General features: G+C 49.0%; 13 protein-coding genes and 1 riboswitch. Of the genes, 5 read left to right on the top strand and 8 right to left on the bottom strand.

The features are described from left to right. Positions 1 to 27: 27 nt before the first annotated feature. A riboswitch (PreQ1 riboswitch) is annotated at positions 28 to 71 on the bottom strand. A gap of 246 nt (positions 72 to 317) precedes the next feature. After that, on the top strand, positions 318 to 1,823 hold the full coding sequence (locus tag ACFQ3W_RS22240; RefSeq protein ID WP_379321430.1) for a copper amine oxidase N-terminal domain-containing protein: 1,506 nt from the start codon (positions 318 to 320) through the stop codon (positions 1,821 to 1,823). 217 nt (positions 1,824 to 2,040) lie between these two features. Here the strand turns inward: ACFQ3W_RS22240 and ACFQ3W_RS22235 are convergent, their stop codons facing one another. From ACFQ3W_RS22235 to ACFQ3W_RS22220, 4 genes are all read right to left on the bottom strand, one after another. After that, positions 2,041 to 2,535: a flavodoxin domain-containing protein gene (locus ACFQ3W_RS22235; protein ID WP_379321429.1), complete on the bottom strand. Its 495-nt coding sequence runs from the start codon at positions 2,533 to 2,535 to the stop codon at positions 2,041 to 2,043. A 130-nt stretch (positions 2,536 to 2,665) separates the two neighbouring features. Then, positions 2,666 to 3,745, bottom strand: a complete 1,080-nt coding sequence (locus ACFQ3W_RS22230; protein WP_379321428.1) for a CobW family GTP-binding protein — start codon at positions 3,743 to 3,745, stop codon at positions 2,666 to 2,668. Positions 3,746 to 3,790: 45 nt separating this feature from the next. Continuing rightward, positions 3,791 to 4,651 carry a TIGR03943 family putative permease subunit gene (locus tag ACFQ3W_RS22225; protein ID WP_379321427.1) on the bottom strand — a complete coding sequence of 287 codons (861 nt, stop codon included), beginning with the start codon at positions 4,649 to 4,651 and terminating at the stop codon, positions 3,791 to 3,793. A gap of 33 nt (positions 4,652 to 4,684) precedes the next feature. Then, complete coding sequence (locus tag ACFQ3W_RS22220; protein WP_379321426.1) at positions 4,685 to 5,686, bottom strand: permease; 1,002 nt, start codon at positions 5,684 to 5,686, stop codon at positions 4,685 to 4,687. A 201-nt stretch (positions 5,687 to 5,887) separates the two neighbouring features. Between ACFQ3W_RS22220 and ACFQ3W_RS22215 the strand changes: the two genes are divergently transcribed. From ACFQ3W_RS22215 to ACFQ3W_RS22200, 4 genes are all read left to right on the top strand, one after another. Then, complete coding sequence (locus ACFQ3W_RS22215) at positions 5,888 to 7,108, top strand: GTP-binding protein (protein ID WP_379321425.1); 1,221 nt, start codon at positions 5,888 to 5,890, stop codon at positions 7,106 to 7,108. 133 nt (positions 7,109 to 7,241) lie between these two features. Further along, positions 7,242 to 7,958, top strand: a complete 717-nt coding sequence (locus ACFQ3W_RS22210; RefSeq protein ID WP_379321424.1) for a metal ABC transporter ATP-binding protein — start codon at positions 7,242 to 7,244, stop codon at positions 7,956 to 7,958. Then, a complete protein-coding gene (locus ACFQ3W_RS22205) occupies positions 7,895 to 8,740 on the top strand; it encodes a metal ABC transporter permease (protein WP_379321423.1) in 846 nt (281 codons plus the stop codon). Before ACFQ3W_RS22210 ends, ACFQ3W_RS22205 begins: the two co-directional genes overlap by 64 nt. A gap of 51 nt (positions 8,741 to 8,791) precedes the next feature. Next, a complete protein-coding gene (locus tag ACFQ3W_RS22200) occupies positions 8,792 to 9,853 on the top strand; it encodes a metal ABC transporter substrate-binding protein (RefSeq protein WP_379321422.1) in 1,062 nt (353 codons plus the stop codon). A 321-nt stretch (positions 9,854 to 10,174) separates the two neighbouring features. Here the strand turns inward: ACFQ3W_RS22200 and speD are convergent, their stop codons facing one another. The 4 genes from speD to ACFQ3W_RS22180 all read right to left on the bottom strand — a co-directional run bounded on the left by speD (position 10,175) and on the right by ACFQ3W_RS22180 (position 15,892). After that, the gene (gene speD, locus ACFQ3W_RS22195) at positions 10,175 to 11,011 is read right to left on the bottom strand and encodes an adenosylmethionine decarboxylase (protein WP_379321421.1); all 837 of its coding nucleotides are present in this window, start codon (positions 11,009 to 11,011) and stop codon (positions 10,175 to 10,177) included. Between the two features lie 105 nt (positions 11,012 to 11,116). Further along, positions 11,117 to 11,437, bottom strand: a complete 321-nt coding sequence (locus tag ACFQ3W_RS22190; protein WP_379321420.1) for a DUF2087 domain-containing protein — start codon at positions 11,435 to 11,437, stop codon at positions 11,117 to 11,119. 115 nt (positions 11,438 to 11,552) lie between these two features. Then, positions 11,553 to 12,719, bottom strand: a complete 1,167-nt coding sequence (locus ACFQ3W_RS22185; protein WP_379321419.1) for a DUF116 domain-containing protein — start codon at positions 12,717 to 12,719, stop codon at positions 11,553 to 11,555. Between the two features lie 182 nt (positions 12,720 to 12,901). Beyond that, the gene (locus ACFQ3W_RS22180; RefSeq protein WP_379321418.1) at positions 12,902 to 15,892 is read right to left on the bottom strand and encodes a glycoside hydrolase family 48 protein; all 2,991 of its coding nucleotides are present in this window, start codon (positions 15,890 to 15,892) and stop codon (positions 12,902 to 12,904) included. Between the last annotated feature and the right edge of the window lie 31 nt (positions 15,893 to 15,923).

Genomic DNA, 15,923 nt, shown 5'->3' with positions numbered 1-15,923 from the left:
CAAAAAGAACACCCCCTTGAAGGCGGGGCGGATATAGTTTTTTATAGAGGGAGTTCGCGAACCTCTCCCATACGGCATATGCGATGTTCAGGCACAGGCTGTATGGATCTTCTTCAATTGGGTGTATCAGCTGCGCAAACAGCTGGTAGCACCAAGCTATTATAACATAAATGCCGACCTGCGGAATAAAAAATAGAAAGGGGGACACGTAATGTTAATTTATTGTTAAATTCGTATCCAAATGATACCGATTTCTTATTTACAAAACGCTCCATGTTCATGATAATGAAATAAATTCATCTTAAGGAGGAACATGAGTGCGAAAAACAAAATGGTTGGCCATCCCTTTAGTTTTTATTATGATTGCGCTTGCGGGATGTCAGGCGGTATCGGGCTTTGACGTGAGCAAGGCGCTTCTTGGCAGCCTTAAGCCGACATCGAGTGAATCGAAGCAAAAGTTGTCCATTGAGGTCGTACCTGCTGCCGGAAATTTGAACAAGGAAGATCAAGCTGCAATTGAACTCATTAATTCATTAGCGCTAAACATTGACAGCGCCAAAGTACAGGACGGCAAAAATGTGTCCATGAAAGGCTCGGTCGATTTTAAAGGAAATAAGCTTCCGTTCCTAATGTCTATGGATACCAAAGGGATTGCGCTTCAAGTCGAAGGGGCCAAGCAGCCAGTATACATATCCCTTGATGCAGCAGGCCTGGGGTACCCTCAGCTGAACATGAACGAGGAAGGTATACAGAATTTCACGACAAAAGCAGCCGAATTCATATTGAAGCATTTTCCTAACCCATCGGTCGTAACGGCGGGCCAAGTCCAGGAGAAGGTAAATGGCGAATCGCTTAGTTTGACGAATCTGCACGTTGAAATTCGCGGCGACGAGCTGATCGGATTGATCAAGCCGTTCCTGAGCAGTATCGCAAAGGATGAGCAAGGCTTGAAGGAGCTGCTGGGTACTTTTTACGATACGTTCTATCCGATGATGAATTCCATTAATGAGCTGCGTGGGGATGAGAAGCTTCCGGAAATTGCTCCGGATTCCAAGAAGGCGGCCGTAGATGAAATTTACACTGAATTCAAGAATGAGCTTGATAAACTATTAAGCAATTACGATAAGGAAGTCGCTGATTTGTTGGCTGATACTCCGGAGCTGTCTACGGTTTTGGGTAAAAATACAGTTCTCAAGCTGGATGTGTATTTCGACGGTAAGCTGAATATTCGCAAACAGAAAATGGATTTGAATATCGCCCTTCCAGCGTCGCCTGACCTGCCGATTACGGCGATAAAGGTTCACAGTGAAAGCGAATTGTGGAATCATGGCGGTAATATTACAATCGATCAGGTTGACACCAAAGCAGGTACGCTGGATATGTCGAGTGAAGAGGTAACGCCAGGACAAATTCTGCGCAATTTCGAGGCGGTTACGCCGTTGTATAAAGTGCTGAAGGAAGATTTGAAGCTCGGGCACAAATCGATCGTCATTGATTCCTTAAGCGACTATTACGGCCTAATCCATAAAGACAATACGTACTATATACCGGTTCGCGATTTGGCGGAGCAGTTGGATGCCGAAGTAAAATGGTCTGAAAGAACAGGCCGGCTCGTGGTCGTTAACGACTTGACCGGAGAGGAAATCGTGCTTACAGCCGGCTCTAAACAAGCCACGGTAGGAGGCAAGTCTGTTACGTTAACCAAGCCTGTATTTGTGAATAAGGATGGAACGACCTATGTTTCGCTGCGTTTCCTGGCCGAAGCTTTGGGAGCTACGGTGAGCATGGATGATGAGGGATGGATTACCGTTGAACGGAACTGATTGATTTCAACCTTTCCGAATGAAAGAACAATAAGCCAGGGGTTCTCCAAGTCATTTTAGATGATCGGAGCACCCCTGGCTTTACTTTTGAAGTTGGAAAGCCTTTCAGTGCGCCAAAATAAGAAATAATTCTATGAAAATAGGGAGTTTACATTCGCATTTGGGAGCGGCCCGAGATCGTTATTCTCCTTCGCAGCTAAGCTACAAGGCTTTTATGCTAAACCAAATGCAAATTCATCGTCTCCGAAAAAGCCTCCACCTCATCCCAATGAATAGAAGGGAGCGGTTTGTTTTCCTTCTGCGCCGATTTGGTGATAATTTTCGCCAGAAACTTATCCAGAAATCTCATGTTTTCCAGATTCAGCTCCCCGCCAAAGCCGGCCTTAGCCGTTGCATGCTCCAACAGTTCGGCCGGATAAGCTTCCTTGAGAAACTGCTCGGTATTTTCGTAGGCAGCATTACAGATAAACAGGCCAAGCTTTCTGCGCTTCAAGTCAAGCAAATGATCCGTACAAAACTGCTTGCAAGCCTTCTGGAATTGACCGAAATAGATCGAGCCTCCGACGATAACGCAATCATAGTTGGAAAGTTCAGGAACCGTATCGTGATGCAAATTGATGACTTCAACCGGGTCTTTGATCTGTGAGGTCAACGCATTGACGCATTTCTCTGTGCAGCCGTATTTTCCCGCGTATACGATCAATGTGCTCATTACTTCGTTCCCCCTTTTCAGACTTTTATAGTATGAGATTTATATTTCGATGGGTCTTCAATCCATACTTATAATTATATTGGAAAAGTTTGGGGGAGAAAGCGACATCTATCATAGGCTAAGAGTAAGTTTACAGTAGGTACCATTCCTCAAGGATAGCCTGTTCATCCAGTTGAAAGCCGATGAATACGATATAAAAGGGACCTCCAAACGAACTGGGCTCCCAGACGAAGCGCTTCCCTGAATATTGAAGCATATGCGTTTGAGTAGGTCCTGCAAATTGGACATATCCTTTGGCCCGAAGCAGGCTGGATCCCCATTTTTTGATAAAATGCTCCAGTTTGCTGATCGAAACCGTCAACGGTCCGGTTAAGGGCAGGCAAATCGTAGCGATTCGGCTAAATGAGGCTGCTGATTCTCTGGGGGCAGGGGTCGCCACGGGTTGGCTGATCGCCGTAGGACTGATTCGATACGAAGCGCGATATTTTGTATTTGCAGTGAAACCAGCGGTACTCTCAATATGGGCCGAACGGCTTGCTGTACTGACTTGAGCGAGGGACTGGACATTTTGCCGAATCATTCTCATTCCCTGGAAAAAGGGCGCTAGGGACACGTTCGCCTTCACGGCATAATGAATCCGCCCGTCCGGGTTATATTTTCGAAGCATCTCTGTCACTCTGCCGTTATGCGTTGGGGGGACAAGGTCGGTCTTATTGATGATGAGCTCGTCGGCAGTTGAAATTTGGCCGCGAAGCGTCCGTACGAGCTGCTTGTCGGAGGCAAAAATGCTGTTGTACTCCAGCGCATGCTCGGCGTCGATTAGGGTGATGACCCGGTGCAGATAGACGCGAGTAATCAAACCCGGCTCGGTGAGCTGATCCACGATTTCCTCTGGATTTGCAACGCCGGTTAGCTCAAGCAGTAGAAGGTCGGGCTTGGTGTCCAGCAGCTTTCGAATGGCTCCCTGGATTTCGGATTTTTTCGTGCAGCAAATACAGCCGTCCAGCAGTTTTTCCATAGGGATGACCTCTGCAGAGGAGCGGGTGACCCATTCACCATCAACGTCCCTCTGGCCGATTTCGTTCATCAGTATGCCCGGGCGAAGTTGACGCTTGGCTGTTTCCTCAAGCATGCGCAGTAAAAGGGTAGTTTTACCGCTGCCTAGAAATCCGCTTAAAATGATAACCGGTACCTTCTCGAAAGTCTGCATAATTAGTAACTCCTCTCTGAAATAAACCATCAAAATGAATAGCGTTTACCGGTTTCCCCACGCTTTTACCGAATCGCCGTTCGGGTATACATAGGGCGTCTTCGGATGGGGGATCTCCCGGATGTGACTTGCCGCTATGGTAATGATCTCCTTGCCTTGGCGGGTTTGCGGTTCAATCGTGCCCTCGACTTCGATCCAGCTATCCTTGCCGATCCCTTCAAGCGGCTGCATGGAGGTGATAACCACGCCGAATGGCGCGGCATCGGCCGTACAGCACAAGACAAGAAATCTGCCGAGGATAAACTCATTATGGCCGCCAACTACTTTGGGTTCTTGGTAAACGAATCCGCTGAGCTTGACGCTTTTTCCCCGGAACTTCTCCTTGAACAGCTCGATCGCACCGATCGTTTCGGAGAAAATCTCTGGCCTTACCTCAATCACCTTCTCGGGGTAGAGCCGTTTGGCAAGCTCCGTGAACTCTACATTGTAAGGATCCGGAGCTTGGAAAAATTGCTCTATTCGTTCAGCCGCCAAGATCGGAGACGTTAGACTCATTCCTTTTTGGGCGGCGGCTGCACTGCCCATTGCTTGATTGGGGAGCAGCATGCCCAGGCCAAGCGGCAGTAGGAACAAACCGTAGGTAACGCTGTTTTTGAAGCCGGATACCGGGAGAGGACGCTCGCAGTCGCAAAGTTTGGACGATTTGCCAAACATCGCTTGATAGACTAGAACCAAAGACATGATGACCAGCGGGATGATGCTATAGCGAATGAACGGCTTCATGCGCGGGGCGATGTAATATTGCAGAGAGTCCGATGCGGACAAATGGGCAATGAACAGAGCGAATCCAAGTAAAACGAGCGACCTAGCAAAATAGTGGGCACGGATAACTCGGGGATGGTTCATGGGGATATCACCTCCTTCGTTCAATGGACAATTTTACAGCAGCAGTTTGTCGACGATTACCGCGCCCGTGAATACGATCGTACAGATAAGGAAGCCCAGGTAAACTACAAATTTTGTTTTGAACACCGAAAGCAGCATCAGTGCGTTTTTGAAATCAAGCATCGGTCCAAACACGAGAAAGGCGAGCAGAGAGCCACTCGAGAAGGTCTGCATAAAGGTGGACGCCACAAAAGCATCGGAGGTGGAGCAGAGGGAAAGCAAGAAAGCAAACCCCATCATAAATACATAAGAGCTGACCGTGCCGCCGCCAATCGCCGCAAGACTTTCCTTAGTGACAAATGACTGGATGCCTGCGGTCAGCATACAGCCGATAAGCAAGTATTTGCCCATTTCGAACACCTCGTCCGCTGCGTGGACAAACACGGATGTTAGTTTACTACCCGCATGCTCTGGTGTGTGCAGCGAACGCTCTCCATCCACCCCCTGTGAGAAGGTGAGCTTCAGCGGGTTGTCTTTCCACGTAACATAGACAATTATTCCAATTACGGCTGCGACGACAAAGGCTAACCCCATCCGGGCGTACACCATTTCGGGGTAAAAACGGAACGCCATATAGGTAGCGCTGAAAACGACCGGATTCAGGATCGGCCCGGACAAAATGAAGACAACGGCAATATACAGGGGCATTCCTTTTTGAATGAAGCGGCGAATTAAGGGAATCATCCCGCACTCACAGACCGGGAAGATCAGCCCCAGCACGCAGGCAAATAGAATGCCGAGCACAGGATTACGTGGAATCCACCGCCGTAGTGTCTCTTCGGACACAAACAGGTGCAAAAGTGAAGACAATAGGGCTCCGACTAACACAAAGGGTAGTGCTTCAAGAAGGATCCCGATGAAGCTTGTCTTGAACGTTAGCAAAGCCTCCATATTGACCTGCTTTAGTAGGGTTGGAAGCAGGACCGTCAGGCAGGCTAGAGCGAAAGCAACGGGAACAAGTATGGGCAGCAGGCGGGATAAGGCAACTTTGTTCATGGTCATCTCCTTACCAGCTTTTGGAGTAGGCTTGGCTAAATCATAATCATAACTATTAACATGCGCGGCGATTCAGAACCGAAGGTCATCGAGACGGATAAATTCATTTTTTCGTTGACAAACCTGTGAGCAGGAAGATATAGTATTGAATGTTAATCGTAAGTATTACGAATAAGAAAGAGGGATAACTGATTGAATCAAATGAATCAAATGAAAGATAAGCAGAGACCGTTACCTGTCACCGTACTCAGTGGATATTTAGGCTCCGGGAAAACAACACTGCTCAATCATATTCTTAACAATCGCCATGGAATGAAGGTAGCTGTAATCGTGAATGACATGAGCGAAATCAACATCGATGCCCACCTCGTGGAGGCTGAAGGCAACTTGTCCAGAACTGAGGAGAAGCTGGTTGAGCTATCTAATGGCTGCATCTGCTGCACCCTGCGTGACGATTTGCTTAGGGAGGTGCAGAGGCTGGCGGCGGAAAGACGGTTCGATTATATCCTAATCGAATCGACCGGAATCAGTGAACCAGTACCTATTGCTCAGACGTTTACTTATGCCGATGCGGATACCGGGATCGATTTAACGGCGCTTGCTAGGCTGGATTGCATGGTCACGGTTGTAGATGCGTATCGGTTTTGGCATGATTTCTCTTCAGGAGAAACGTTAATGGAGCGAGGTCAGGCAACCGGAGAAGGGGATACCCGTGACGTGGTCGACTTGCTGATCGATCAAATCGAAACCTGCGATGTGTTGGTCTTGAACAAATGCGACTTGGTGAATGGTGAGGATCTGGATCAATTGGAAGGCGTGCTGAGGAAGCTGCAGCCGACTGCTAAATTTATCAGAGCCATGAAGGGGCAGGTTGATCCGTCAAGCATTTTAAATACTGGATTGTTTGACTTTGAAAAAGCCAGTATGTCGGCGGGCTGGATCAAGGAACTGGAGCAGGCAAACCATACGCCGGAGACAGAGGAATATGGCATCGGCTCATTTGTGTACCGACGCGGACGTCCTTTTCATCCTGAACGACTGGCTCGGTTTATGAGGGATTGGCCGGAGGACGTTGTCCGGGCCAAAGGTATCGCCTGGATCGCAACAGCAGACGATATGGCGGCTAGTATCAGCCAAGCGGGCCCCTCGATCCAGTTTGGGCCAGCCGGTTACTGGGTTGCGGCGCTTCCCGGGGAACAGCGTGAAGAAGTATTTATGAATGAGCCTGAAGTGCTGCAAAAATGGGATCCGACCTGGGGCGATCGCATGAATGAAATCGTATTTATCGGGATCGATATGGACCGTTCGCAAATTGAGCAGCAGCTCGATCAATGTTTGCTCCGTGACGAGGAACTCGAGATGAACTGGGCTTCTTTCCCGAATCCACTACCTTGGATTTCCGCTGAAGAATTAGCCAAGTAGGTTAAACTTTCGGCGGAGGAGACTAGGAGCTTTCAGGTTATTGTGACTTTGGCTGACTTTACCTTGTACGGTAAGCGCGAGGGAGATTTGTCACTTTTTTAAATCGTAATAATTACTAATAAGGAAGGATCTTATGATTTTATCAACAATGGAGAATGTCGTCTTCGGCTACGGTGAAACCCCGGTTTTGAGCGGAATATCACTGGAAGTTCATGCTGGTGAATTCGTTGGGATTACCGGCCCTAACGGGGCGGCTAAAACAACGCTGCTCAAGCTGATGCTCGGTTTACTCAAGCCGTGGAGCGGCGTGGTAAAGATTAACCGGGAAGCGTTGGTGGGCAAAAGATTGAACATCGGATACGTTCCGCAGCAAGTGGCGTCGTTTAATAGCGGCTTCCCGAGCCAGGTACTGGAGTTGGTTCAATCCGGCTGTTACCCAAAGCTGGGTTTGTTCAGAAGGCTCGGTCCCGAGCAGCGAGACATCGTGGAACGAAGCTTAAAGCAGGTCGGAATGTGGGAGCACCGGCATCGTAAAATCGGTGAGCTGTCAGGGGGACAGAAGCAGCGCATTTGTATCGCTCGGGCGCTTGCTGGTCAGCCTCAGGTGCTGATTCTCGATGAACCCACGGCCGGCATGGATCAACAGAGCCGCTTAGGCTTCTACCAGCTGATGCGGCATTATGTGACCGCACATGGCGTCACAGTGATCATGGTTACCCATGGGCTGGAGGAGACCGAACAATACCTGGATCGCGTTATTTCACTGGAACAGAAGGAAAGTGAGGAATGGCAATGTTTGAGTACGAGTTCATGCAGCGTGCGTTTTGGGCCGGCGCCTTTATCGGAGTAATCGCCCCGGTGCTCGGCATTTACTTAATGCTAAGGCGTCAGGTACTTATGGCCGATACGTTGTCGCATGTCTCTTTAGCCGGAGTAGCGCTTGGCTCGGTGCTGCAGTGGAATCCGGCCGCTACAGGGTTCGCCGTAGCGATACTTGGTGGGCTGCTGATTGAGCAACTCAGGCGAGCCTATCGCACATACAGTGAGGTTCCGGTGGCGATCACCATGACCTCGGGATTAGCTTTAGCCGTGGTGCTCATGAGTTTTAGCACGAATTTGAACAAGAGCTTCAGCTCCTATCTGTTCGGTTCGATCGTGGCGGTCAGTAAGGTACAGCTTTGGATGATTGGCGGGGTTGCTGCCGCCGGCATAATCTACTTTATTTTGCTCAAAAGACCGCTGTACAACCTGACGTTCGATGAAGAAACCGCCCAAATCAGCGGGGGGCGCGTACGGTGGCTGTCTTTTTCCCTCGCGATGCTTACCGGGATGACTGTGGCCTCGGCGATGCCGGTCGTAGGCGTACTGCTCGTTTCTTCACTGATGGTGCTGCCCGCCTCTTTGGCGCTGCGTTTGGCCCGCGGCTTCACCGCCGCGTTGGTGATGGCCGTCTTGCTTGGACTAACGGGGATTTTTAGCGGATTAACCGCTTCATATTATATGGACACCCCGCCCGGCGGGACGATCTCGCTGATCCTGCTGCTGTTCCTGCTTATCGGAATAAGTGCTCAGAAGGCTCGCGCGTTCCTTACTAAGCGCAGTGCGCGTGTCCTTCAGAGAGAGCGCTTATAGACAGAGATTACTAGAGTTTTTAATTCGTTATGAGAAGGAGAGAGGAAGAAGATGAAACGTAAAAGAAAAGCTTTTATGGCGGTAGCGTTAAGTATATTGGTGATTGCCGGGTGCAGTGCTAGAGGAGGGAATGACCCCGCATCTTCTCAGGTTGACTCGGCGAAATCCGCAGGTGCGGCACAATCCACGGAAACCGTCGCCAAGCCGGATAAACTGAAAATACAAACCAGCTTCTACCCGATGTATGAGTTTACTAGGCAGGTGGCTGGTGAGCTGGCAGATGTTGAACTGCTCGTCCCTGGCGGTGTCGAGCCACATGACTGGGAGCCCACACCACAAGATATTCAGAAAATTGAGGAATCCGATGTGCTTGTCTACAATGGCGCCGGAATGGAAGGCTGGGTGGATCAAGTCAAGTCGGCCATTGGCAGCGGCAAGCTAGTGACCGTTGAGGCAAGCCAAGGACTGGATTTAATCGAGGGAACGGAAGAAGAGCATGGCGATGAACACGACCACGATCACGATCATGATCACGCGACCGGGGATCACCGCCATGAGAGTGGTGACGAACATGCGCATGATCACGGCGGCCTTGACCCTCATGTTTGGCTGGCGCCTTCCCTTGCAGCCCAGGAGGTCCGGAATATTGAAACGGCTCTTGCCAAAGCCGCCCCGGATCATAAAGACAAATTTAAGCAAAATGCCGACGCCTACATAAGCAAACTGAATCAGCTGGATCAGGAATTCAAGGAGGGGCTGGCGAAGGCGAATCGGAAAGATTTTATAACTCAGCACGCGGCGTTTGGGTATCTGGCGAAACAGTACGGCTTAACGCAGGTTCCGATTGCCGGCCTGTCCCCGGATCAGGAACCTTCCGCAGAGCAGATGACGGAAGTGATCAAGTTTGCTAAGGAGCACAAGGTGAAGACAATATTTTTTGAAACCCTTGTCTCTTCGAAAGTAGCGGATGCCATTGCGAGTGAAATCGGGGCTAAAACGGCGGTACTTAACCCGATCGAAGGGCTCACCGAAGAGGATGAGGCCAATAAGCGCGATTACCTCGCACTGATGCGCATAAATCTGGAGTCATTGCAGGCAGCGCTAAACGAGTAGGCGCCATTCGTATCCGAAACTCACGTATCGCTATAACCGTAGACTCTAATATTGGCGGGAGAGATATGCACAACTCCGATATGGTGCCTCCACCAGCCTCCACCACAGAATCTCAACAGCTCCCCGCCTCATTGTTGTATTTTATTGTTGTACAAACTGCAACATTCACCCGAAAATGACCGACAGTCGGGGCCAAATGTTGTACTTTTTACAACATCAAATCCATGCAAGGGATGACTACGGTGAGCCCCGATACTCTCTACATCACAATCACATATCTAGTCTAGCGTTTGGCTGAGCTCCTGTACTCTAAATCTCTTTTCACAGACCGAAACCGAAATCCAGCGATCCGGATAAAATATTTTTGCCGTAGAAAATTTCATCCATCTCCGTAATGAGCCTAGCGGTAATATCTTTAATCTCCTCGGGATCCAACGCATCCTTCGTATAGCCGAATAGATAATTGTTAAGGTCAAATTGCTTGAGCTTGCATTTTGTATGAAAAATATGCTCCTGATACACATTGACGTCAATCATTTGATACAGCTCGATCACTTCATCGGGAATATAGTTCTGGATGGAGCTGATATCGTGATCGATGAATAGCTTCTGCCCATTGATATCACGGGTAAAACCGCGCACGCGGTAGTCGATCGTCATAATGTCCGCATTGAAGGAATGGATAAGGTAGTTTAGGGCCTTGAGAGGCGAAATTTCTCCGCAGGTAGACACGTCGATATCGGCCCGGAACGTGCTGATGCCTTCATTAGGATCATATTCAGGATACGTATGCACGGTGATATGACTTTTGTCGAGCTGCATTACAACGGAGTCGGGAAGCGGTCCGGGGGATTCATCAAACGACTCATTCGGCACCTCCACGACAGGGCCTTCCGATACAAGCATCGTTACGCTAGCCCCCTGAGGAACATAATCCTGATTGGCGATATTTAAAACGTGAGCTCCGATGATATCGGCTACGGTGCGAAGAATGCTTGTGAGTCGCGTTGAATTATATTCTTCATCAATATAGGTGATATAGGCTTCGCGTTCTTCTTTGGTTCGGGTGTAGCAGATGTCGTACATATTAAAGCTTAACGTTTTTGTCAGGTTGTTGAATTCGTGCAGCTGTACGCGTTGCTCGGGCGTTAACTTCATCAGGGAATCCCCCTTTGATATAGGTGTATCTTTACTTTTTATTCCCAATCTTCCGCGAAAAAAACGTTACTGCCTAACAAGCTTCATGAATTCATACAATCCCTGTTAATTCAAGCTGTCCCACCTCGTCCACATTTCCGGCGGATTCACCGTATAAATCCCATCTTCCCGGCTCATAAACCGGTAAATGATAAACTCCCGTCGGATCGTCGCATAATCATCATCAACCCTTTTGATATACTCGTTAATCTGTTTCTCCGAGTAGCTATGCCCCTGTTCCAGCTGAGAAACGAGATGCTCCAAAACGATCAACTTTTTCTTGAGCTGGGCCGGTAAATGAGTTAACTTTCCTTCCTTTGTAAAAAAGTTCCGCAGCACCGCTTGCACTGTTTTTTCGTTCAGCGCCTTGTCTGAATTATCCATCATGACATACCTCCTTAAGATTTAGTATATAAGCAAATTAAACATATATCTAATTAAATAAATATCTAACTGAAGGATAATAAAAAAAGCATGAATTGTCAAATCGAAATTCATGCCGTTACGATTCCAGCAGGCTTTTTAGCCGATTTAAGTTGATGTGAGTGACTATCCCATCAGGGTGCCAGTGTCTGGCACAGCCGCAGTAATTCAGCAGGACACATTGGGGTTCAAATCCCAGCGACTTTGCTTTGTATCCTCCAGAGATCAGTTGAAGCACACAGGCGATGCCGATAATGCCGATCTCGCCTTTCCTCCGGTCGTCCAGTTGTTCGAAAGCGGTTGAGGCGTGGGGGATAATCCGTACTTGAAATTGTTTTTCTTTACCCAGAACCGTCATTTGATTGACTTGGCATTCCTTTACACAGCCAGTGCAAGCATAACCGTCCTCTACTCGCACCGCCCGGCAGCCAATTTCTCCTCTCAGCCTCATGCAAATAGGTAGCAGTACTTTTTTCTCCTTCGTCTGTAGAAAGCAGTCCCTAAAGGCTCTGTTCATCAGCTCGGCGCCAACCATATTCAAATGATATTCCACACGCCCGCGAGTGCAGAAGATTAAATTTTCCTTCCATTTCAGACTTTGAGCGTGATGTTCTCGAAATGAATCTACATTGGGGGTATAGCAGCCTAGAACTATGACACTCCTGCGTTCGAACCAGTCAGTCAACCGGATGGCGCGTTCAAGAAAAGATATGCTTTCGTTCAAAGGTTTACTTAATAGATAAGCTTTCCATATGTTCAGGCGTTTGCATTCTTCCTCAAATTCACCGGTTGCTGCAAGCCAACGAATGAGCTTTCCAAAATGATCAGGATGGATGTTTAGCTCGGTGGTACCTGCTTTGGCCAAAACGGTTGTATTTAGAAATCCCTTTACCCGGTTGACGGCTTCCCGCTGCTGTTTTCCTTTGCTTCGCAATCGGTAAATCCGGGTTAAGAGACTCGTTCCGCGCAGATGGAAGGCAGCGGCTTGTTTGCCGTAGCTTCTCCATAGGACACCGATCATAAGAAACTCTAAAACATAAACCTGATTACTCATAAGCTCCAGTTCGTGCTCAGCCGTGAATGAGACAAAATCGGACACGGCTTTTTCACCTTTAGTCGTTTCCAGCAGCTCATCCGCCAATTGAGACACATCGTGGTAAAAGGCATCCGATCCGGAGGCATTTTCAGGCAAAGCGTAAGTTATAACTTCAGGTGTCATTGATGCCCTTGGTGTCATAGGATTCATAGTTCTCACCTCCATATTGCCTATATGAAGATTTTAGCAAAACGCAAAGGGGTCAGATGATGCATAAATGAATAATTGGAGAAAATTCGGGCGGACATAAAAAAAACGGCCCGGCAGAAGTGCTATTGCCGGACCGCATAGAGACTTAACGCGCACCTATTTTAAGTTTATTGTGTAATTCCTTAAGGCTCAAGTCCCCAAGCCAGAGTTCCTTTCACATAAAGCGGAACTTTATCCCATTCGGTATAGGAAGTTTTGGTGGCATCATGGGAGAAGTCTCCTGCTTCGTTGTAATTAGACCAGTCTGTTTTGTTGAACCGGATTTGGATATCGCCAGTGTCTGCACCTGGAGCCAGAGTACCCGCCCCTGATCCGAAGGAAATTTCCAAATAATAATCGGCGCCTGGTTTTGCGTTAGGCATTTTGACAAAGCTGCCGGTGACATTTCCGCTGCCGATGGCAGCATAGTCACAGTAGAATTCCTGCGCTTTGTCACCGTCCACCGTATAGTAATACCGCACCTTTACATTACTCAGTGAAACGGGTTCCGTTCCGGTGTTCACAATTTTGAGATTAGCCCGGACCTGGTTATCGGTTTCATTGCTATCTGTGCTGCGATACTGCAGCTTCAGATTACCATGCACCGGAGTAGGCGTTGCCGTCGGCTTGGCACTGACCTCTGCGGAATCAGGACTTGTGCCAACTGCGTTCGAGGCGCTAACTACGTAATAATAAGTTGTGTCGTTAACAACATTCAAGTCGGTGTAAGCCGGTTCAGTCACAGTAGCGATATTTGCATAAGGTCCGCCGCTAGTGATCGAACGTTTTACCGTATAGCTTTCTGCTCCGGTCGATTTGCTCCAGGACAACTGAACTTTGGCATCCCCTGGAGTAGCTTTGAGATTTGCAGGCGCTTTAGGAGCCACCGGATCGACTGGGCCGCCACCGCCGCCGTTGATCAGGCGATCATATTCGGCATAGGCTGTAGCCATGTCGACTTGTGACCAAAAACGGTGATATGTGAACTGAGGCGCACCGTTATCCCACTTCTTGGTTTGCGGATTCCAACTGGTGTTGTATTTATCCACGAGAGCTTGCCAGCTTGGGTCGTTTTTGATTTTCGGACGAACATCGGAGTAGCTGGCATATACGCCGTTTCCGCCTTTGGACGGATCGGAAGGCACTGTATTCGAGCCAGGGAGCGTGTTGCCTTGACCATATGTGCCGCTCCAGCCTGATGGGAAATAAATCTCTTTCGTAAAGTAACGGTAGTAGTCATCGCGCGGCTCCGCTTTGGCAATGCCGATGCCATCGTTATAACTCCATGCCGTATCCAGCAGTGATTTTGCCAACTGCCCAGCTTGACCGCCAATTGTAGTGTAGCTGCCGTTTTCGGCTTTGGTACCTGCTGCAAAGAAGGTCAGCGCTTTGATGTAGCTTCCGAGTACGCCAACATCTTGACCAGGGTTCTTCGTCACCACGTGAAGGCCAGAGTTACCTGTGTGGCTGCTGTAGCCGTTCCATGAATCCGGTTTGCCTTGCCATTCCAGATTGCTAGGAATCCAGAATTCTCCCGGAGCGGCGACAGTAGCGATTTGCGGATTGGTTCCGCCAAGGACACGGTTGCCTTGTGCATCCAGATAATAACCCTCAGAGTCGGAGGACGGACGGCTGTTCACAAATACATAGTCCATCGACCAGTCGATCCATTTGCTGATCACTTGTTTGGCCATTTGGAAGTTCTCGGAAGAAGTGTCACCGTTTGAAGCAAGGATGTAGTAGTATTCGGCAATGCGTTCTACCGGCCAGGCTTGCATGCCGAACCAGTTATTTGAAGGAGGGTCATGGTAGACAGGAGCATCATCATAAGCCAGCCCGTAAAATGTACTCGTTCCAGCCGGGTAAGCTTTGTATGCTCCATCCCAACTGTTTGTGGCGCCGCCGGCAATCGCTCCTTCGGCGGATTGCAGCCAGGTGTAAAATTCCAATTGGCGTTTCAGAGTTGTATTCCAGTCCTGTCCTGCTGTTGCGGAGTCGGGAATCAGTCCGCCGTCGGGATCGGACAGGGCATAGGATGCTACGACATTTTGATATCCTTGATGGACATGGCTCGCACCGATCCGCCAAGCCCAATTGCCGCCTTGCCCAAGTCCGCCGCCCCATGCCGTATACCACGACATCAGAAAATGGCTGGCGTCTTTGCCATTCCCGGCTGCAGGACTGCCGTCCGCTGCGCTGCCGATTTGCTGGAAGTACTTATCGTACATGCCGTAACGGAGATAATCCCCCATTTTCTCGGCTTTTTTCAAATAGACCTCGTTATTGTAGCCTAACTCTTTGGCCCAGTACATAGCTTGAACCGCCCGGGCGTCGGCATCGGTAGCGTTGGTGTAGCGCCATTGAGCTGCCGGTGCATTGTTCTCCTTCGTGAACAGGGACATGAAGCCTTCACCCGTTTTGCCGAACGTTTTGTTGTCCTGCGAAGGGTGAGTAATGGCTTCCCAAACGGATTCCTGCTCGCCGCGCTGGAACGTGTTCACATAAGTGGCCGTATGGCTTGGATTGAGCAGGTTGCCGAACCCGTACCAGTTATCGACGTCCAGCAGCCAGTGCATCAGGTACGTTTGATTGTTGCCGTAAGTGGCTTTCAGCTCTGCATCAAGCGGATCCTTCCCAGCGGAGTACTGGCCTGTGAGACTGCTTGGATATTTGTCTGGCTGACCGTATTCCGCCGCATAGGTGGCTGGACTGTTCGGGTTATAGTTGCTCATAGTAGGCTGTTCTTCTTTCCCGTCGCCCTCATTGATCGGGATCATATATTTTTCCATATTGTCCCATGCATCTTCGAGTTTGTTCCAGTCACCGGTATAGTGGCCGTACAAAACCTCAAGCCACATCCAGTAGCTGTATGCCTCAGAGGTCGTCATATGTCCATAATCGGGAGCTTCACTCATGAGCGTTTCAATGGAATGATAAGGGATGCCTTCCGCGGAAAAATAGCCGTTACTTGGGTCTTTAATCTGAGAGTATAGCTGCAAAAAACGAGTTTCTTCCACGGAAGCTGCGGAAGCTTTAGGAGTCCCAAAGCCAAATACACCCGTCGTCATCGTGAATAATAAAGCCATCGTCATCAGGATAGAAGCAGATTTCCTGAATTTACCCGTTCGCGTCATCCAAACATCATCCTTTCAAAATGAATTGTTC

The sequence above is a fragment of the Paenibacillus puldeungensis genome, from assembly GCF_042678945.1.
Lineage (GTDB): Bacteria > Bacillota > Bacilli > Paenibacillales > Paenibacillaceae > Fontibacillus > Fontibacillus puldeungensis.
The sequence above is the reverse complement of the archived record's forward strand: the minus strand, read 5'-3'. Positions and strand labels throughout refer to the sequence as shown.